This window comes from Paenibacillus sp. KN14-4R, from assembly GCF_052180255.1.
In the GTDB taxonomy this organism is placed as follows: Bacteria; Bacillota; Bacilli; order Paenibacillales; family NBRC-103111; genus Paenibacillus_AM.
The window spans coordinates 3,334,105-3,351,235 of sequence record NZ_CP197466.1 but is presented as its reverse complement, the minus strand read 5'-3'; the positions used below and the strand labels follow the sequence as shown (position 1 = coordinate 3,351,235).

Sequence of the window (17,131 nt, the reverse complement as noted above, 5' to 3'; positions counted from 1 at the left end):
TAGCATAATGGATGTTCGACAACTTCAATATTTTGTGGAAGTAGCCAAACAGAAGAACTTTACCAAAGCATCACAAACCTTACTTGTCTCTCAACCTTCAATTAGCAAAATGATTAAGAGCTTGGAAGAACAGCTTGGTGTTCAATTGTTGGATCGGGCGGAGCGGGAAGTTGAGCTGACGGATGCAGGCGCACTCGTGTATGAACAAGCGGTTCGTATCATTCAATCCATGAGTGATTTATCCACCTCTGTGAATGAACTCGTCCATGTGAATCGAGGCAAAGTGAAGATGGGACTGCTGCCGACAGTGGGCGCATTGTTGTTTCCTAGGATCATGGCGAATTTTAAAAAAGAATTCCCTCGCATTGACATTCAAATGGAGGAATACAGCGCCAAGCATGTGGAAGCCCAAGTAGCAAAAGGTACAATAGACTTCGGTGTCACTGTGCTGCCAGTAGATTCGCACTTATTTGAAACCGTTTTCTTGCATGCAGAAGAACTTGTCGTCATTGTGAACAGCGAGCATCGGCTTGCCAAACATGAATCCATTTCATTAGTTGAATGTCAAGATGAATCGTTTATTTTATTTTCCGAAGAATTTGCACTTCATGATGTGGCCATGCAAGCCTGTCGACAGGCAGGATTCGAGCCTAAAGTCGCTTATATGACCTCGATGTGGGACTTAGTATGCGAGATGGTAGCCACCCAATTTGGGATTTCACTCGTTCCTAAATCGATGGCCGCACGGCTCAACAATCACCGGGTGCATTCGATTCCTATTTCGACACCTCATATCGCTTGGGATTGGGCGCTTATTTATCGCAAAGATCGCTATCAGTCTTATGCAGCGCGAGCATTTATTTCCTATATCCAAGCCAATTTACCTATTGTCCGATAGCTATAACTTAATGGAATAGTTTCAATGCGTTTTGTATATTTTACCAATTTATGTTAAGCCCCTTACAATAAGGATGTAATCATTCTTAGAGTTGAGGGGTTTTATTGTTGTTCGGGGGCACACAAATGAAGGCGCAACCATATCGATATAATATCCCGCATTTTTTGACTAACGCAACATGCGCATAAGGAGGGATTGCTGTGAAATTTGCCAAGCGAATGGAGCAACTGAAAGGCTCAGACATTAGAGCCATTTTGAAAATGACGGAGCAATCCGGGATGATCTCGTTTGCAGGGGGAATGCCAGCGCCGGAGTTATTTCCAACACAGGAAATTCAAGAAGCTTCATCTCAGGTGTTGAGCCAATTTGGTAAAGAGGCCTTGCAGTACACCATCACGGAAGGTTATGGCCCATTAAGAGCACATATCACGAACCGCATGGCAACTAAATTCGCAAAGTCATGTACGGTCGATGACATTTTAATTACAACCGGGGCTCAGCAAGGGATCGAGCTGTCAGGAAAGCTTTTTCTAGATGAAGGTGATGTGGTGCTCTGTGAAAACCCGTCCTTTCTTGGAGCATTTCAAGCGCTTCGTGTCTACGAGCCGACATTTATGGAAGTAGAGACAGATGATCAAGGCATGATTTTGGAAGATCTGGTTCGTATTCTGGAGACGACAGATCGAGTAAAGATGATCTATGTGATTCCGGATTTTCAGAATCCGACAGGTCGTTCATGGTCGCTAGAACGTCGCCAAGCATTCATGCGTGTTGTGAGTCAATACGATATTGTCGTGATCGAGGATAATCCATATGGGGAACTGAAGTATGAGGGTGAAATGTTACCGTCACTTGCTTCGATGGATATGAAAGGGCAGGTTGTATTCTTAGGCTCTTTCTCCAAAATCTTCTGTCCCGGTTTTCGCATTGGGTGGCTGTACGCAGCGCCGGCGCTCATGGAGAAGTATGTGATGGCCAAACAAGCGGCAGATACGCATTCTTCAACGTATTGCCAGCGTGTCCTGCATACCTATATGGAATTGTATGATCTAGATGAAAATGTGAAACGAATTAAAGATGTCTATCGAGCAAGAAGAAATTTGATGTTCGAACTGATGAGCCTTGAGTTCCCGAAAGAAGCGAAGTTCACGTTACCTGGCGGGGGGTTGTTCATTTGGGTCGAGCTGCCGTTAGAGGTGAACACACGTGAACTGCTTGAGAAGAGTCTGGAACGCGGTATCGCGTTCGTACCCGGAGGATCTTTTTACCCGAATGGGGGTAGAGAGAATGCACTGCGCTTGAACTTCTCGAACATGTCGGAGGATAAGATTCGCGAAGGCATCCCGCGTTTAGCGGCTATTTTGAAAGAGATGTTAATTAGATGTTAATCGATAAGGAGAAGATGACAATGGAACAAACCAATACAGGATTTCTAACATCACTTGAGGTAGGCACAGTTGCATCTAAGGTAAAGGCAGAGGGTTTCTGCTTTTGTGGAAGTGATTTTTTTAAACAAGCTGATTTTTATTCCGAAAAAGATTGGAACGATTTTGCGGACAGCTTTAATCGTTTAGCAATTGATAAATATATGAAAGACAACGGCACATATCGTCTGCGCAGATTTGCGACACTTGAGTATTCAAGCGCGGATCGCTCATTGAACTATTTCCTTGACCGTCCTTACTATCAACCACAAGAAATTAATGCACTTAATGGTGGCATAGTTAGACATTTTGATCCAGCAGAAGAAACGCTTGTGGCAGGTAATCAATTCCTAAGAGGGCTCTTACAGTGGGCGTACAACACGCTTGAGCAACTAGAAGGACCGAGCGATTGGGAGACGACGATTCATCAAATTCGGGTGCTTGCAAGAACGAATGAACAGGGCGAGCCGACACCGGAAGGCGTTCATCGTGATGGTGTTACGTATATCATGATGATGGTCATCGCACGGGAAAATATCGTAGGCGGAGAAAGCACAATATACGATAATGCACGCAACCCGCTTATCGACGTGACGCTGCAGCCGTTAGATCTTATCTTTGCGGATGATCAAAACGTGATGCATGGGGTTAGTTCCATATTGCCAGATCAAGTCGATGGCTACCGTGATGTGTTCGTAGCTGCTTTTACGAAAAAAAACTAGTCGATTACGAAGTGAAAAAAGAAGTAGGCTGAGCACAAGCTGCTCAGCTTATCTTATTGTAGGGATAAGAAAGGGAGGATCAAATTCAAATGCAAATTCAAACAGCGCTGATCGGCAGAGGGAAGTTAGGAAGGGCACTTTTGGCTAAATTACTACAAGAATCTAGCAGCTTTGACTTGGTCTATGTACATGTGCCAGAGGATGACGATGGGATGGATTCAAGAGATGAGGATCGTACTGAGGAAGCTTTTTTCACTGATATTGATCATGATTCCCCCATTCATCTGGTGTTTTATGCGGGTTCGAATGCCGCGTTCCAATATGACGATAAGAATAGATACGGTTATATTCAACTGACACCAGAACGGTTAACAAGCGAAGACAACTATATTACGGTGCTTGATTCGGTATATATGGATCATCCACTGAAAAGCCTAGGTTCTCCCGCTGTTCAAGCAATTGGACCGTTAATAGCAGCTTTATCCGAGCATGTGTTCATTCAAGAAGCTGAGGTCGTTAGCGATATCCCAAGTTCGGCAGCTGATGCTTATTTCCGCGAACAACTAGACGAGTATATAACGAATACGGAACGTGCCCTTATTCATTATGGAGGGGCAGTTCAAGCGAAATCCATGGTATTCTTCAATCCTGATGAGGAAGCAGCGGTAAATCGATATATCGTGCATTTAAGAATAGAGGCTATAGAGGATACTGCTGCAATAACGAACCTTCTAGCAGCAAAAGCATCAGAGATGACTAACTATTTTCCAGGCTATCAATTAAAATATGCACCTGTTTACTCGAATTCAGTCCTCACGTTTGTTATAGAAGTTCAAGCTTGGAGTGAAGGATTGTCGCCCTCAGAGGGACACATTGACCTCATGGTTACAGCTGCCATTCGAGCAGGAGAACAACTTGTGGAGCAGCAGGAAAGGGGGCATTCAGATGACAAGTAAACGTAAGGTGGAAGTGTTCGATGCAACGCTGCGAGATGGTTGTCATCCGCTTTCCCATCAATATTCGGCAGATACGTTAGCAGTCATTGCATCGTACTTGGGACAAGCGAATATTCGTTATATGGAGGTATCTCATGGTGATGGTCTAGGTGGCTCCTCCTTGCATTTTGGCAAAGGTCGTCTAACAGATTCAGAAGCGATCCGTACGGTTCAAGCTGCTGCTCCGCAAGCTCGTGTAACGACGTTATTACTGCCGGGTGTAGGACGGATAGCGGATCTTGAAGAGGCAAAAGCAGCAGGCGCACATACCGTGCGTATCGCCACAGTTTCGCCCGAAGCAGAGCTGGCAAAGCGGTACATCCATGCAGCGAATTCCCTCCATTTAGAAGCATTCGGTTTTCTGATGCTTAGTTCGATGTTGTCGCCGGAACAACTGCTTGAGCAAGCTAAAAAATTGGAGTCATACGGTGCAAGTACGGTGTATATCGTTGATTCAGCGGGCGCAATGGCATTAGATGAAGTCCGATCCAAGGTTAGCTTGCTGCGTCAACATCTCTCCGTTCGCATTGGATTTCACGGTCATAACAATCTGGGTCTTAGTGTCGGGAATACATTAGTTGCGGTAGAAGAAGGTGCTGATATTGTGGATGGCTGTCTATCTGGATTCGGTGCTGGAGCAGGCAATGCGCCAACAGAAGTACTGGTTGCAGCTCTACATAAAATGGGCTATGAAACAGGTGTGCAGGAGCGCATTCTTCTGCAAGCTGCGGATTATATGCTGAATCATGTCATGCCAAAACCACAAATTTTGGAGCGGGGGGCACTATCCTTAGGAATGCTAGGTATTCGAGGTAGTTCTTTGTTTACCACATTACCTTTGCTTGCGAAATATGGTGTAAACGTACGCGATATGTTCACGGACCTAGTTGTGGAGGGACTAGATAGCACTGGAATTGAACAATCTGCAGATAAGAGACTTGAACTCCAATCGAGGCTTACAGACACTTCTAGCTCTACGGGTGAAGATGGGGTCAATTTCCACTAGAGTATGCCTACGCACTTGATCATCATTCCACTTCTTCAGAAATTCTTCAGGATATCTTTACAAAAAAATACACCTGTTCGGAATAAGATTTGTGTAAACTAAAAGGTGTAAAGATATTTTTGGAAGAAATGGAAGTGGTGCGGATGAAAGAATATTATGCGAATAAAGTACTTCCACTTGAAAAAAGATTGTTCTACTGGTGCAATCGGGCTATTCAGGCACCTTTGCTGGATCGAATATTTGAGGTACTCACCCATTTGGGTGGGGCGACCTTTACGATTACCTGTACATTAGGTATTGCGCTATTTGCGCCTAACAGCCTGAGTCGAATCGGTTGGCAGAGTCTCATCGCTCTTACTGTCAGTCATGTAATTGTGGCCCTGATCAAACGGAAATTTCGTAGACGCAGACCGTTTCTAGCTTTATCCGAAGTAAAGACAGGCAAGAAAATTCTGCTTGATGCATCATTTCCATCCGGTCATACGACAGCCATATTTTCTGTGATTACACCGTTCTTATTCTTATCTGCATGGCTTGCATGCTTGCTGCTCCCGATTGCATTCTTGGTTAGTTTCTCACGAATTTATCTAGGGCTGCATTACCCGACGGACTGTCTAGCCGGATGCGTGCTAGGTACATCGACAGCGATCTTCACATTTTTCTTCATTGCCGGATGACAAAAAAGAAAAGAAGGTGTGCAAGGAGCACCCCTTCTGTGGATCGAGTTTATTGAAAAATAATCTTAAATATCTGTAAAATGAACGGTGCCGATGACCTCACTGAGGAAACCATTCAGTTCCTGCGCTTCTTCTTCTGTAATTTTATACACATATTCCAAGTAACCTTCTTCGTTCAAGTCGTCTGGACCAATAATTGCACTTCGACCGGATTGTAGATCGATCACAATTTTTTTACCGAAAAAACGATTGGTTGAAACGAGGGCAAGATCAAAACGGCGCATACAGTTGCCGACAAAGCAGACAAAGCGGGTCGTTGTATCTTCTTTATGATCATATAAATAGTCGAGTTCGTTCATGTCTATCTCTTCCTCTCTTCTTGTGGCTATCGCTATTATAAGCGAGTAGAGAAGGTGTTGACAATGAATGAAACTGCATGGTATTATCTGGGTAATTGAAGGAAACGGGGAAGCACCTCATTTGCGTGTAAATCGCAGATGAGGTGTTTTTTGTTTCTTTTGATACTAAGATCTGAATGAGAGAGGTGAAATTTCTGAACATCATTTTTATGAACACCTTGGAAAAAAAGCTCGAAGAGCAGCGTGTGCAGACGGCACAAATTTGCATCGGTGAGAGCAAGGGCATTTGGCAGATCATCTGGACTGTCGAGATGGAAGGTGGACAAGCAAGGCAAGATTACTTGTATGAAGGGAGGCACTGGGACGAAGTATTGAGCTGTTTTCGCAACCATATGTTATCCAAGCTGGCTGAGGGGTATATACCGCAAGTTAGCATCTCGCTAAATAATCCAATCGAATCCTTGAGTGATAAGGCCAAATGGGTACATAGCTTGCATTATTACAGTGAACGACATACGAATCACGAGTTATTGGAGCAGCTGCGCAAATGGCGAAGAGAGAGTGCTGCGAAGGAAGGTCGGGCTCCGTACTTGCTTGCTACGAATCGGATGTTGGAGATGATTGCAGCTTATATGCCACAACATGCAGAAGAGCTCAAGCAGATTCCAGGGTTTGGAGTAGGGAAGGTAAGTCAGTATGGAGAGGGGATATTTGCGATTACCCGTACCTTTGAGCGCGTCACTCAATTCCCGCTTGATTGGGTCCTAAACTTTATTGATCGAGTGAGCTTTCAACAATGGCTGATGGACCAAAATGAGCGAAAAGCAAAGGCCGAACTCGAACGTCATGCGAGAAAACGTAATATGTTGGAGGCCATTTGGCAGGGAAGTCCCCTTGAGGAGATGCGTTCGATGCTATCGTTGTCTCGTCGAGACACGGTTATGATGGTTGAAGAGCTGGATGCAGATGGGTATGATGTGAGCCCGCTGATTGATAATGAACTTTCTGATGTGACAGAAGAGCTGAAAGAGCAGGCTTGGACAAAGTTCGAGGAACTGGGTGATCGCTATTTGAAACCGGTGATGGAAGCTGTGTTTTCAGCAGATGATCGTAAAGATCTGGACCTTGAACGAACCTATCAATGGCTGCGCCTCCTGCGAATTCGATTCCGCAAATCCAAGGCCGGACTATTGGAAATAGAAGTGCAGGAGATGGATAACATTACGGCTGCGAGCTAACGTTACCCTAATATTCTTAACAAACCTCGAATGATTTCCTCCATTTTCCCCTATAAAAAGGTGACCGCAATACCAAGGATGAGCTTGGGTGACGGTCACCTTATTTCAATTCCTATTCATTTAGTTAAATGGCGTTGTTTTTACGGTCCCTTTTCCGAAAACATTATACTCTTCGACTTTATTATCTTTGTTGCGATAATAGAGCGCAAAGCTAGTTAATTGATTATCTTGCCAGTGGAAGAAATATTGTTTTTTCATAGATCCCTTTTTCAAACCATTCATATCCACTTCATCAACGAGGATACTGTTAGGCTCGAACTTGTAGTTTTCTATTGCAAAATCATACCTCCAAATCGGACCATCTTCTCCTTTTAATTCTATGTAAGCACGGCCAAGTAATTTTTCAACCTCATCTTTCGTTAGACCTTGTTTAAGTGATATTTTTAAGGAATCAACAGATACTTCGTCTGAAGTAGGAGTGGGAACAGGTGTGGCTGTAGGTGAAACGGAAGTAGTTGGGGCTGTGGTTGGTGTTGGCTGTTGCGTTCCTGGCTGACTATCTTTTGTATCGATATTACACCCCGCGAGTACGACTAAGCTTGAAACAATGACAATGATCTTTTTGAACATGAAATGCACCTCTTTATTTCGTTGATATTTATTTAACGATATCAACTATATAATGGTTTCAAAAAAGATGACCGCTTCCCAAGCCTGAACTTGGACCGCGGTCATCTTATGTTTCATTCGAATGCAATTAGAATGTATTATGTGTGACAACTTGCTCGAGTGTGAAGCGGATTGATTGACGTGCCGGCAATTTCGCTTTACCAATTGTAATCATCATCGATGGTACATAACGATCTGGAATGTTGAGCTCTTCTTTTAACTGATTCCAGTTAAAACCCATCATAGGGCACGTGTCATAGCCTTTTGCTTTTGCTGCAAGCATAAGCTGCATGGAAGCTAGGGAAGAATTGCGAATCGCTTCATCGCGCACCACACCCGCGTTGTTCGGATTGTCGTAAAGGGATTTAACACCGCCAACTAAACGGTCATACATAGCTTGATCAATCGCGCCGGATTCTAAGATTGGACCGTAGATCGTCTCTACATATTGACCTGCTTCTAGGTCACCAAGTACAACAACGACTGCGGAGGAATCCACAACTTGTCTTTGACCATAAGCAATAGGAAGCACTTTTTGCTTCACTTCCTGATCTGTGATCACGAGAAAACGCCAGTGCTGTAAGTTGTTAGAGGATGGAGCAAGCGTCGCAAGCTCTAGAATCTCTTTCAAATCTTGCTCAGGCATTTGGTATTCGGAATCATAATGTTTAACGGAATGACGTGCGCGCATGACTTCTTCAGCGAGCATCTGTTCTTGTGTAACGTTCATATTGGAACATCCTTTCTTGTGTAAGAGCGAGAGGGTACAAATTGTGTGAACATCCTGAGTTAGACAGAGAGTCATTCATGTCCTGAAAAGCGCAGCGTTCGCCTTTGAAAAAATGTTCCCACCATAAATAATATAAATTCAATAAAGGAACATTTTTTCAACAGCGATGGAAGGATATGAATGACTCGTCGTCGCCCCAAAAGTAGTATTCCCCCAAAATTGTACGGCTCTCGCTAGTCGTTTAATTTGTGCTATTATTAAGCACAGTATAATCCTTAAACTGTGCTTTTGTCAAACGTAGTTTACGATGTTTTTTTACTCATTTCTTCAATGCCTTGTTTACCAAATCCTCAATCGTGATTGTGCTTAAATAGCCCAAGAGCAGATCATCCGCACCCTCAACGATATCTTCAAAAGGCATTTGCAGAGCTTGTCCGCATCGGTCATCTGGTAACGTGTCGATTAGCCCGGTAAAGAGCGGTCCCCGAATGTGTAAGGCGTTATAAACATCCGAAAGCAATATCTTAGAAGCAGGCTTAGCTAGTTGATAGCCGCCTACACGACCTTCTTGCGCATGGACAATATTTGCCCGGGCCAAAGCTGCAAGAATTCGCCGCAGCAGGGTGGCTTGTGAATGAATATTTTCCGCGATATTTCCACTTGGACAACAATGCTTGGCTTCAAGCTTAGCTAGATAGACCAAGGCTTGTACGCCATAACCAAACCACTTGGACGGATTTTTGACGGTGGGGATTTGATCTTTTTCCATCAATAAACACCTCTTTTCAAAAAAAGCAGCAGCTTCTCGCATCCTGCGAATGGAGAGCTGTTGCTGATTGTGTCATCTATTTAATAGTTACAGCCAATCTTTTTTCTTGAACAAGACGAACATCAGAATACCAAGCAGTCCCATAAATCCAAGAGCGTACAGGTCACCGTGTTCCCAGGTTAACATGCCTACGATGTCCGGAAAGTTCATCCCGTAAATCCCTGTGATCAATGTCAGTGGCATAAAGATCGTCGTCATAGCTGTAAAAATTCTCATAATTTCATTCGCACGGTTCGCGACCGCGGCTTGATAAGCTTCTCGTAAGTTTCCCATCAAATCCCGAAGGGTATCGAACGTATCTACAATTTTGACCGCATTCTCATAAATGTCGCCAAAATATTTTTGGAGTGGTGTAGAAATCAGCTTGAGATCTCGTTTATTTAACACGCCTACAACATCACGCTGCGGCACGAGCGCCTTTTTGAGCCATAAAATCTCACTTCGAAGTCCAATGATCTCATTGAGGTGAGTTTTCTTCGTGTGCATCAGAATGTCTTCTTCGAGTTTCTCAATCTTATCCTCGATACGATCACCGACAGTAAAGTAATTATCGACAACCAGATCGATGAGATGATACAGAAACCGATCGCAGGAATTTACTTCTTCTTCCCATAAAAGAGGCTTAAGTACACGAATTTCATTAATTTTTTGTTTGGTTACTGTAATGATAAAATGTTTGCCTAAGAAAATATTAAGTGCTCGGAGGAAAATCTCCTCGTCATCAAATCGAATAGAATTAACTACAATAAAATAATGACCATCATAAATTTCAAGCTTAGGACGTTGTTCTTCCTCACTTAGTGTATCCTCTACTGCCAGATCGTGAAGGTGAAACAAAGATTGAAGAATATCAATTTCATCCACTGTCGCATCAATCCAGTAAAAGCCCTCTTCAGGAGGGGTCAAAGCGAGGGTGACGTCATCGATAATCGTAAATACGCCATTTTGTACAAGGCGTGTTTTCATGAATACCACCCTTTCTTATCGAAAGGCAGAGGCAAGTCATCCAACCCTAAGTTACAGAGAATGATGGACTGTACATGCGACCGCTGCGCTTTCGCTATATATGAAGTTTAAAATGTTAATGCGACTGCTTGGGTCACCGTCCATACGTTCTCCCCCCTTATACCTTGTGAATTACTTGTATAGTATATACCTACATTTTCCACAGTTCAAGCTACAAAATGAGGTAAATCATTGGATAAATATGCTTGACGAAAGCAGCATGGTTCGATTACATTGATAGTAATATAACTGAAAATTAATTGTTTTTACTCTTATCAAGAGCAGGTGGAGGGACTAGCCCGATGATACCCGGCAACCGGCACTTTCCGAAAGGAAATGCACGGTGCTAATTCTTGCGGAAGCGCGTTTGACGCTTTTGACAGATGAGAGAGGACACATTTAGGTATCATTTTACGTGGCCTTTCTCATTTTGTATGGGAAAGGTCATTTTTATTTTTATTAAAGGAGTGGTGCTGCATGCCAATTAAAATTCCGGACAATTTACCGGCAAAGGAAGTTTTGACTCAGGAAAATATTTTCGTTATGGATGAATCTGTTGCGTATCATCAAGATATTCGCCCACTGCGAATTTTGCTATTAAATTTAATGCCGATTAAAGAAACTACGGAAACTCAAATTTTGCGTTTGCTATCGAATAGCCCACTACAAGTCGAATTTGTATTATTACATCCGAAGACACATTCTTCTAAAAATACATCACAAGAGCATTTGTCTCTTTTTTATAAAACATTCGAAGACGTTCAAAAGGAGCAGTTCGATGGCTTGATCATCACAGGGGCTCCAGTTGAGCAAATGGAATTTGAAGATGTCACGTATTGGGAAGAGCTGAAGGAGATTATGGATTGGAGTGTGGATCATGTCACGTCAACGCTTCATATCTGTTGGGCATCTCAAGCTGGCTTGTATCACCACTTTGGCATTCCGAAGTACACACTAGATGAGAAAATGTTTGGCGTGTTCCCACATTCCTTAAATCAAGATAATGTTAAGTTACTCCGGGGGTTTGATGAAGTGTTCTATGTTCCTCAATCCAGACATACCGAAGTACGACGTGAAGACATTCAGAATAAGCCGGAGTTAGAAATTTTGGCAGAGTCGGAAGAAGCGGGCGTATATATTGTCGCTTCGGATAAGGGCAAGCAAATTTTCGTAACCGGACATTCTGAATATGACCCGCTCACACTGAAATGGGAATATGACCGTGATGTGAATAAAGGACTTGAAATTGCAATTCCGAAAAATTATTACCCGAATGATGATCCGACTAAGTACCCAATGACTTCTTGGAGAGCGCATGCGAACCTTCTCTTCTCCAACTGGTTGAACTATTATGTCTATCAAGAAACGCCATATGATCTATCAGCAGTTCATAAAAAATCAAAAGACGGAGGTTCGAAATCATGAATATCGAGAGTCGGTTGGCGCAAATTGGTTCGATCTCCGAGCCAGTTACAGGAGCAGTTTCTTTTCCAGTCTATCAGTCCACAGCATTCCGTCATCCGAAACTTGGTCAAAGTACAGGATTTGATTATTCCCGTACGAAAAATCCGACACGCAGTGTGCTTGAAGAAGCAATTGCTGAGCTAGAATCTGGAGACGCTGGTTTTGCTTGTTCATCCGGCATGGCAGCCTTGCAGACGATCTTTGCACTATTTTCACAAGGGGATCACTTGATTGTCTCCTTGGATTTATATGGGGGGACTTACCGTTTGCTTGAGCAGATCATGTCCCGTTTTGGTGTATCTGCGACGTATGTCGATACGAATGATCTTGCTGCGTTAGAACAGGCTTATCGTGAGAGCACGAGAGCGGTCTTGATCGAGACACCAACGAACCCACTGATGATGGTAACAGATATTGAAGCTGTAGCGACTTGGGCAAAGGGTAAGGGAGTTCTTACGATTGTAGACAATACCCTACTTACGCCTTACTTGCAGCGTCCAATCGAGCTTGGTGCTGATATTATTATTCACTCTGCAACGAAATATTTGGGCGGACATAACGATGTTCTTGCAGGATTAATTGTAACGAAGGGCAGGGAACTATCTGAAAAAATGTTCTTCCTGCACAATTCAATTGGCGCGGTGTTAGGACCTCAAGATTCGTGGTTATTAATGCGTGGGATGAAGACCCTTGCACTGCGTATGCAGCGTCATGAAGCGAATGCAACGGCAATTGCGAAGTGGCTGCAGACGCATCCAATGGTAGCAGAAGTATTCTATCCTGCATTGGAGTCTCACCCCGGCTATGAGATTCAGAATAAGCAATCAAGCGGTAATACCGGTATTTTCTCATTCAAGATGAAAGATGCCCGCGCCATTGAGACGATTTTGCGACACATTCGTCTGATTGCTTTTGCTGAAAGCCTAGGTGGTGTGGAGTCACTTATGACTTATCCAGCTGTACAAACCCATGCAGATATTCCGCTAGAAATTCGGGAGAAAATTGGTGTGGATGATCGTCTATTGCGCTACTCGGTAGGAATTGAGCATGTAGATGACTTAATGACGGATCTAGCTCGTGCATTTGATGCGGCTGCTTCGGAGCTAGCAGGAGGCGTGAAAGCATGAGTAAAGCGGGTAAGGAAGTAGGCTTTGGAACGAAACTGTTGCATTATGAAGGAGCGGTTGATGAAGTAACAGGTGCTTCGTCAACACCTATTTATCAAGCATCGACATTCCATCATTTTGATCTGGACCAACCACCCAAGCATGATTATACACGTTCGGGTAATCCGACTCGTGAAGCGGTAGAATCCTACATTGCCGCACTTGAAGGTGGTGTGCGGGGGTTTGCATTTTCCTCCGGGATGGCAGCAATTTCGTCTGCATTTATGATGCTATCAGCAGGAGATCATGTGATCTGCACGGAGGATGTATATGGTGGAACTTATCGACTCCTGAGCACGATTATGACGCGGATGAATATTGAAACCACATTCGTCGATATGACGGATATCGAGCAAGTACGTGCAGCACGAAGACCGAATACGGCTGCTGTCTTTATGGAGACACCTTCGAACCCAACGCTGCGGATTACCGATGTAGCGGCGATTACAGCTTGGGCGAAGGAACATGATTTGATAACAATGTTAGATAATTCATTCATGACACCCTATCATCAGCGCCCAATCGAACTAGGTGTAGATGTTGTATTGCATAGTGCTACGAAGTTTCTAAGTGGACACAGTGATGTGCTTGCTGGACTTGCTGTTGTTGCTACCGAGGAATTAGGTAATCGACTTAAAGCCATTCAAAATGGTATGGGGAATGTACTAGGCATGCAAGATTCTTGGCTGCTCATGCGAGGAATGAAGACGCTGAAGGTTCGTATGGAAGCATCCGAGCAGTCCGCTCAGAAGCTAGCACACTGGCTCGCAAATCAAAGCAGCATTGCCGCTGTCTACTATCCTGGGCTTGCTGATCATCCAGGTCGTGAAGTTCATGAGCGACAGTCCAAAGGTTACGGAGCGGTTGTATCGTTTGATGTGGGTTCAGGAGAACGCGCGCGAAAGCTTCTTGGTGCCGTACACATTCCATTAGTTGCGGTATCCCTTGGAGCAGTGGAAAGTATCTTATCCTACCCTGCGATGATGTCCCACGCGTCGATGCCGCGTGAAGTACGGGCACTTCGTGGAATTACAGATGGACTTGTCCGTTACTCGGTTGGTTTAGAAGATGTTGAAGACATGATTGCGGATTTGGAGCAAGCATTAGCTTAAATTATGAAGGTGAAATAATCTCAGCTTGGCCTGTAAAGTGTCATTATAGCGATAGGCATCTGTTTATGTTACGATGGATAATAAAAGTACCTCTATGTAAGCATAGTGAATATATAGAAAAGAGGTGTTGGATCGATGAATGCCATCGACCGCATTTTACACAAAGCCGTCTCTGGGGGACGACTCAACGTAGAAGAATGTATAACTTTATATGAGTCTGATGAGATTGAAAAAATTGGACATGCTGCTAATCAAGTCATGCAAAAGCTGCATCCAGAGCCTGTTACAACATTTGTTGTTGGCCGTAATATTAATTATACGAATATTTGTGATGTATACTGCCGGTTCTGCGCTTTCTATAGAACGCCTGGTTCTTCTGAAGGATATGTCCTTCCCGATGAAGCTATTTTCCAAAAAATTCAAGAAACTATTGATGTAGGTGGAACGGAAATTTTAATGCAAGGTGGGGTTAACCCGAATCTTCCATTCACTTACTATACGGATTTGCTTAGAGAAATTAAGAAGCGTTTCAATATCACCATGCACTCCTTCTCACCTGCAGAGATCATGAAGATGAAGGAGATTTCTCCAGATCTATCACTGGTTGAAGTGATGCGTGAATTGAACAAAGCGGGTCTTGATTCCCTTCCAGGTGGCGGCGGAGAAATTCTAGACGATCGTACACGCCGTAAAATCTCTCGCCTTAAAGGTTCGTGGCGTGATTGGATGGACGTCATGCAAGCTGCTCATCAAGTAGGAATGAACACAACAGCTACGATGGTAATCGGCTTTGGTGAATCTTTCGAAGAACGCGCGCTTCACTTGCTTCGTGTACGTGATGCACAAGATGACGTGGCACTAAACGGATGGAATACAAAAGGCTTCTTAGCGTTTATTCCATGGACATTCCAATCTGAGAATACAAACATGAAGGGCGAAAAAATATCGCCTGAGAGGTACTTACAGACGGTTGCGATCTCGCGTCTGATGCTCGATAACATTCCGAATATCCAATCTTCGTGGGTTACGATGGGTCCAGAAGTGGGCAAGCTGTCCTTACAGTACGGCTGTAACGACTTTGGCTCTACGATGATGGAAGAGAATGTAGTATCTGCTGCAGGTACAACACATAAAGTGAATATTGATTTGATTCTTAAATTAATTCGTGAAGCGGGTAAGATTCCAGCTCAGCGTGATACGAAATATAATATCATCCGTACGTTTGGTGATACAGATAAAGTGGCACGCGATTTCGTGATGCAGAATTAAACATGTGATACGCGAGAAACGCCGATTCATCTTACTCTTTAACAAGAGAGGGGAGGAGCGGTGTTTTTTGTTTTTATAGGACCAGTGATGCTCATAGTAGTTTATGTCAGTGTTCATAGATTAGTTTGTACTTATTTTTGAACCATATGTCTTGGAACATTCTTTCTCTATGAGCGATATCTTATTAAAAGGGGTTGTATTAGGAGGGGGTTGGTGTAAATGAGGATTGAATGGGTGAATCACGCATCTTTTATTATCGAGCATGGCCCGATTCGGCTCCTATCTGACCCTTGGATAGAAGGCACAGTCTTTGATCAAGGATGGGCACTTTTATCTCCATCCTCATTTACTTATTCAGACTTCGCCAACATTACACATATTTGGTTTTCACATGAACATCCTGATCATTTTAATACGCCGAATTTACGATTTATTCCAAGTGAATTTAGAAGTAAGATTACGGTTTTATATCAGAAGACAGAGGACAAGAAGGTACGTGATTATTGCTGCAGTCTTGGCTTTCATGAGGTCATAGAGCTCGATAAGCAACATGGGTACGACTTAACCGATGATTTTCAAGTCAGGTGTACACCTATTTATGGGGATTCTTGGCTTTGTATGCGTGTGGGCGGCCAAACGATTCTCAATTTGAATGATTGTAATGTGCATACGAAAGAGGATGTGCTTAAGATGTATCAATTAGTAGGTCCAATAGATGTTTTGTTGACACAGTTTTCGTATGCGAATTGGGTAGGAAACCGTGCGGATATTAGGTATAGGACGAATATGGCCCGCGAGAAAATGAATACCTTTTTACTGCAAACAAATTTGTTAAAGCCACGATATGTCATTCCTTTTGCAAGCTATGTCTGGTTCTGTCATGAAGAGAATTATTATTTAAATGCAGAGATGAATCAAATCGAGGATGTCGTCAGACGAATTAAGCAGGAAACGATGGTGCAGCCGGTTGTGCTGTATCCTGGTGATACATGGGAGATGGATCAACATCATGATTCAAGATCGGCTATTACACGATACCAAAGAGATTATCATCATATCTTAAACAGACCGAAGCTGGTCCAGAATCAATCATTCGATATTGAATTGTTGTCTAAGATTGCGAAGCAATTTTCTGATTCCCTTATCCAGTTGAATGATCCAAGTGTGACGAATTATTTGCTGCAGCACCCGACGACCCTCTTTTTGACAGATAATCAACTTTCATATCAGTTCGGACTTCAACATGGCTTGCAGCGAATAGATGTTTATCGCGAAGATTGTGATATTGCATTATCCGCAGAAGCTCTTTACTATTGCTTTGCTCATTTATGGGGCGGGGATACGCTCATTATTAATGGGCGATTTCAGATTCCCAATCACGGTGATTATATCAATTGGCGTAAATTTTTCTTAGTTTCTAGTCTTCATTATCGACAGATTTCCTTCCAGATGACGGATTTGATACGAATCTTAAATCGAGTAAGTCAGCGGATAACCAATTTACAAAATCACTGCTAAAACGATGTAAATTCGATCTAAGTTGGAATCGATTTTACGAATTAGTGTAT

General features: G+C 43.3%; 17 protein-coding genes and 1 riboswitch. Of the genes, 12 read left to right on the top strand and 5 right to left on the bottom strand.

Annotated elements, in window-relative coordinates; all coding sequences use genetic code 11:
* Nucleotides 1-7: 7 nt before the first annotated feature.
* The 6 genes from ACSBOP_RS16390 to ACSBOP_RS16365 all read left to right on the top strand — a co-directional run bounded on the left by ACSBOP_RS16390 (nucleotide 8) and on the right by ACSBOP_RS16365 (nucleotide 5,722).
* Nucleotides 8-898 carry a LysR family transcriptional regulator gene (locus ACSBOP_RS16390; protein WP_442601594.1) on the top strand — a complete coding sequence of 297 codons (891 nt, stop codon included), beginning with the start codon at nucleotides 8-10 and terminating at the stop codon, nucleotides 896-898.
* Between the two features lie 200 nt (nucleotides 899-1,098).
* Nucleotides 1,099-2,286: an aminotransferase-like domain-containing protein gene (locus ACSBOP_RS16385; protein ID WP_442601593.1), complete on the top strand. Its 1,188-nt coding sequence runs from the start codon at nucleotides 1,099-1,101 to the stop codon at nucleotides 2,284-2,286.
* A 20-nt stretch (nucleotides 2,287-2,306) separates the two neighbouring features.
* Nucleotides 2,307-3,044: a 2OG-Fe dioxygenase family protein gene (locus ACSBOP_RS16380; RefSeq protein WP_442601592.1), complete on the top strand. Its 738-nt coding sequence runs from the start codon at nucleotides 2,307-2,309 to the stop codon at nucleotides 3,042-3,044.
* Nucleotides 3,045-3,133: 89 nt separating this feature from the next.
* The gene (locus ACSBOP_RS16375; RefSeq protein WP_442601591.1) at nucleotides 3,134-4,000 is read left to right on the top strand and encodes a hypothetical protein; all 867 of its coding nucleotides are present in this window, start codon (nucleotides 3,134-3,136) and stop codon (nucleotides 3,998-4,000) included.
* Nucleotides 3,990-5,045: a 4-hydroxy-2-oxovalerate aldolase gene (gene dmpG / locus ACSBOP_RS16370; protein WP_442601590.1), complete on the top strand. Its 1,056-nt coding sequence runs from the start codon at nucleotides 3,990-3,992 to the stop codon at nucleotides 5,043-5,045. The genes ACSBOP_RS16375 and dmpG overlap by 11 nt, the downstream gene beginning before the upstream one ends.
* Nucleotides 5,046-5,188: 143 nt before the next feature.
* Nucleotides 5,189-5,722 (top strand): phosphatase PAP2 family protein, encoded by a 534-nt coding sequence (locus ACSBOP_RS16365; protein WP_442601589.1) that lies wholly within the window; start codon nucleotides 5,189-5,191, stop codon nucleotides 5,720-5,722.
* A 65-nt stretch (nucleotides 5,723-5,787) separates the two neighbouring features.
* Here ACSBOP_RS16365 and ACSBOP_RS16360 read toward each other — a convergent pair whose 3' ends face one another.
* The gene (locus tag ACSBOP_RS16360; RefSeq protein WP_442601588.1) at nucleotides 5,788-6,081 is read right to left on the bottom strand and encodes a DUF3055 domain-containing protein; all 294 of its coding nucleotides are present in this window, start codon (nucleotides 6,079-6,081) and stop codon (nucleotides 5,788-5,790) included.
* 185 nt (nucleotides 6,082-6,266) lie between these two features.
* On the opposite strand from ACSBOP_RS16360, the gene ACSBOP_RS16355 reads away from it, so the two are divergent.
* Nucleotides 6,267-7,319, top strand: a complete 1,053-nt coding sequence (locus ACSBOP_RS16355) for an HRDC domain-containing protein (RefSeq protein ID WP_442601587.1) — start codon at nucleotides 6,267-6,269, stop codon at nucleotides 7,317-7,319.
* Nucleotides 7,320-7,439: 120 nt separating this feature from the next.
* Here the strand turns inward: ACSBOP_RS16355 and ACSBOP_RS16350 are convergent, their stop codons facing one another.
* The 4 genes from ACSBOP_RS16350 to corA all read right to left on the bottom strand — a co-directional run bounded on the left by ACSBOP_RS16350 (nucleotide 7,440) and on the right by corA (nucleotide 10,513).
* Nucleotides 7,440-7,949 carry a hypothetical protein gene (locus tag ACSBOP_RS16350; protein WP_442601586.1) on the bottom strand — a complete coding sequence of 170 codons (510 nt, stop codon included), beginning with the start codon at nucleotides 7,947-7,949 and terminating at the stop codon, nucleotides 7,440-7,442.
* Nucleotides 7,950-8,076: 127 nt separating this feature from the next.
* On the bottom strand, nucleotides 8,077-8,718 hold the full coding sequence (locus tag ACSBOP_RS16345; RefSeq protein ID WP_442601585.1) for a nitroreductase family protein: 642 nt from the start codon (nucleotides 8,716-8,718) through the stop codon (nucleotides 8,077-8,079).
* A gap of 319 nt (nucleotides 8,719-9,037) precedes the next feature.
* Nucleotides 9,038-9,487, bottom strand: a complete 450-nt coding sequence (locus ACSBOP_RS16340; RefSeq protein ID WP_442601584.1) for an RrF2 family transcriptional regulator — start codon at nucleotides 9,485-9,487, stop codon at nucleotides 9,038-9,040.
* 87 nt (nucleotides 9,488-9,574) lie between these two features.
* Nucleotides 9,575-10,513 carry a magnesium/cobalt transporter CorA gene (gene corA, locus ACSBOP_RS16335; RefSeq protein WP_442601583.1) on the bottom strand — a complete coding sequence of 313 codons (939 nt, stop codon included), beginning with the start codon at nucleotides 10,511-10,513 and terminating at the stop codon, nucleotides 9,575-9,577.
* A gap of 308 nt (nucleotides 10,514-10,821) precedes the next feature.
* A riboswitch (SAM riboswitch) is annotated at nucleotides 10,822-10,942 on the top strand.
* An 87-nt stretch (nucleotides 10,943-11,029) separates the two neighbouring features.
* Between corA and metA the strand changes: the two genes are divergently transcribed.
* The 5 genes from metA to ACSBOP_RS16310 all read left to right on the top strand — a co-directional run bounded on the left by metA (nucleotide 11,030) and on the right by ACSBOP_RS16310 (nucleotide 17,081).
* Entirely contained in the window at nucleotides 11,030-11,977 is a 948-nt protein-coding gene (gene metA / locus ACSBOP_RS16330) for a homoserine O-acetyltransferase MetA (protein ID WP_442601582.1), read from the top strand.
* Entirely contained in the window at nucleotides 11,974-13,143 is a 1,170-nt protein-coding gene (locus tag ACSBOP_RS16325) for a PLP-dependent transferase (RefSeq protein ID WP_442601581.1), read from the top strand. Before metA ends, ACSBOP_RS16325 begins: the two co-directional genes overlap by 4 nt.
* Entirely contained in the window at nucleotides 13,140-14,294 is a 1,155-nt protein-coding gene (locus tag ACSBOP_RS16320; protein ID WP_442601580.1) for a trans-sulfuration enzyme family protein, read from the top strand. Before ACSBOP_RS16325 ends, ACSBOP_RS16320 begins: the two co-directional genes overlap by 4 nt.
* Before the next feature lie 135 nt (nucleotides 14,295-14,429).
* Nucleotides 14,430-15,563 carry a cyclic dehypoxanthinyl futalosine synthase gene (gene mqnC, locus ACSBOP_RS16315; protein ID WP_442601579.1) on the top strand — a complete coding sequence of 378 codons (1,134 nt, stop codon included), beginning with the start codon at nucleotides 14,430-14,432 and terminating at the stop codon, nucleotides 15,561-15,563.
* 219 nt (nucleotides 15,564-15,782) lie between these two features.
* The gene (locus ACSBOP_RS16310; RefSeq protein ID WP_442601578.1) at nucleotides 15,783-17,081 is read left to right on the top strand and encodes an MBL fold metallo-hydrolase; all 1,299 of its coding nucleotides are present in this window, start codon (nucleotides 15,783-15,785) and stop codon (nucleotides 17,079-17,081) included.
* Nucleotides 17,082-17,131 lie beyond the last annotated feature (50 nt).

Bases quoted from the DNA above. Each gene is read 5' to 3' on its own strand.
- ACSBOP_RS16390 (WP_442601594.1), top strand. From the start codon at position 8: ATGGATGTTCGACAACTTCAATATTTTGTGGAAGTAGCCAAACAGAAG.
- ACSBOP_RS16380 (WP_442601592.1), top strand. From the start codon at position 2,307: ATGGAACAAACCAATACAGGATTTCTAACATCACTTGAGGTAGGCACA.
- ACSBOP_RS16375 (WP_442601591.1), top strand. From the start codon at position 3,134: ATGCAAATTCAAACAGCGCTGATCGGCAGAGGGAAGTTAGGAAGGGCA.
- dmpG (WP_442601590.1), top strand. From the start codon at position 3,990: ATGACAAGTAAACGTAAGGTGGAAGTGTTCGATGCAACGCTGCGAGAT.
- ACSBOP_RS16365 (WP_442601589.1), top strand. From the start codon at position 5,189: ATGAAAGAATATTATGCGAATAAAGTACTTCCACTTGAAAAAAGATTG.
- ACSBOP_RS16360 (WP_442601588.1), bottom strand. From the start codon at position 6,081: ATGAACGAACTCGACTATTTATATGATCATAAAGAAGATACAACGACC.
- ACSBOP_RS16350 (WP_442601586.1), bottom strand. From the start codon at position 7,949: ATGTTCAAAAAGATCATTGTCATTGTTTCAAGCTTAGTCGTACTCGCG.
- ACSBOP_RS16345 (WP_442601585.1), bottom strand. From the start codon at position 8,718: ATGAACGTTACACAAGAACAGATGCTCGCTGAAGAAGTCATGCGCGCA.
- ACSBOP_RS16340 (WP_442601584.1), bottom strand. From the start codon at position 9,487: ATGGAAAAAGATCAAATCCCCACCGTCAAAAATCCGTCCAAGTGGTTT.
- corA (WP_442601583.1), bottom strand. From the start codon at position 10,513: ATGAAAACACGCCTTGTACAAAATGGCGTATTTACGATTATCGATGAC.
- metA (WP_442601582.1), top strand. From the start codon at position 11,030: ATGCCAATTAAAATTCCGGACAATTTACCGGCAAAGGAAGTTTTGACT.
- ACSBOP_RS16325 (WP_442601581.1), top strand. From the start codon at position 11,974: ATGAATATCGAGAGTCGGTTGGCGCAAATTGGTTCGATCTCCGAGCCA.
- ACSBOP_RS16320 (WP_442601580.1), top strand. From the start codon at position 13,140: ATGAGTAAAGCGGGTAAGGAAGTAGGCTTTGGAACGAAACTGTTGCAT.
- mqnC (WP_442601579.1), top strand. From the start codon at position 14,430: ATGAATGCCATCGACCGCATTTTACACAAAGCCGTCTCTGGGGGACGA.
- ACSBOP_RS16310 (WP_442601578.1), top strand. From the start codon at position 15,783: ATGAGGATTGAATGGGTGAATCACGCATCTTTTATTATCGAGCATGGC.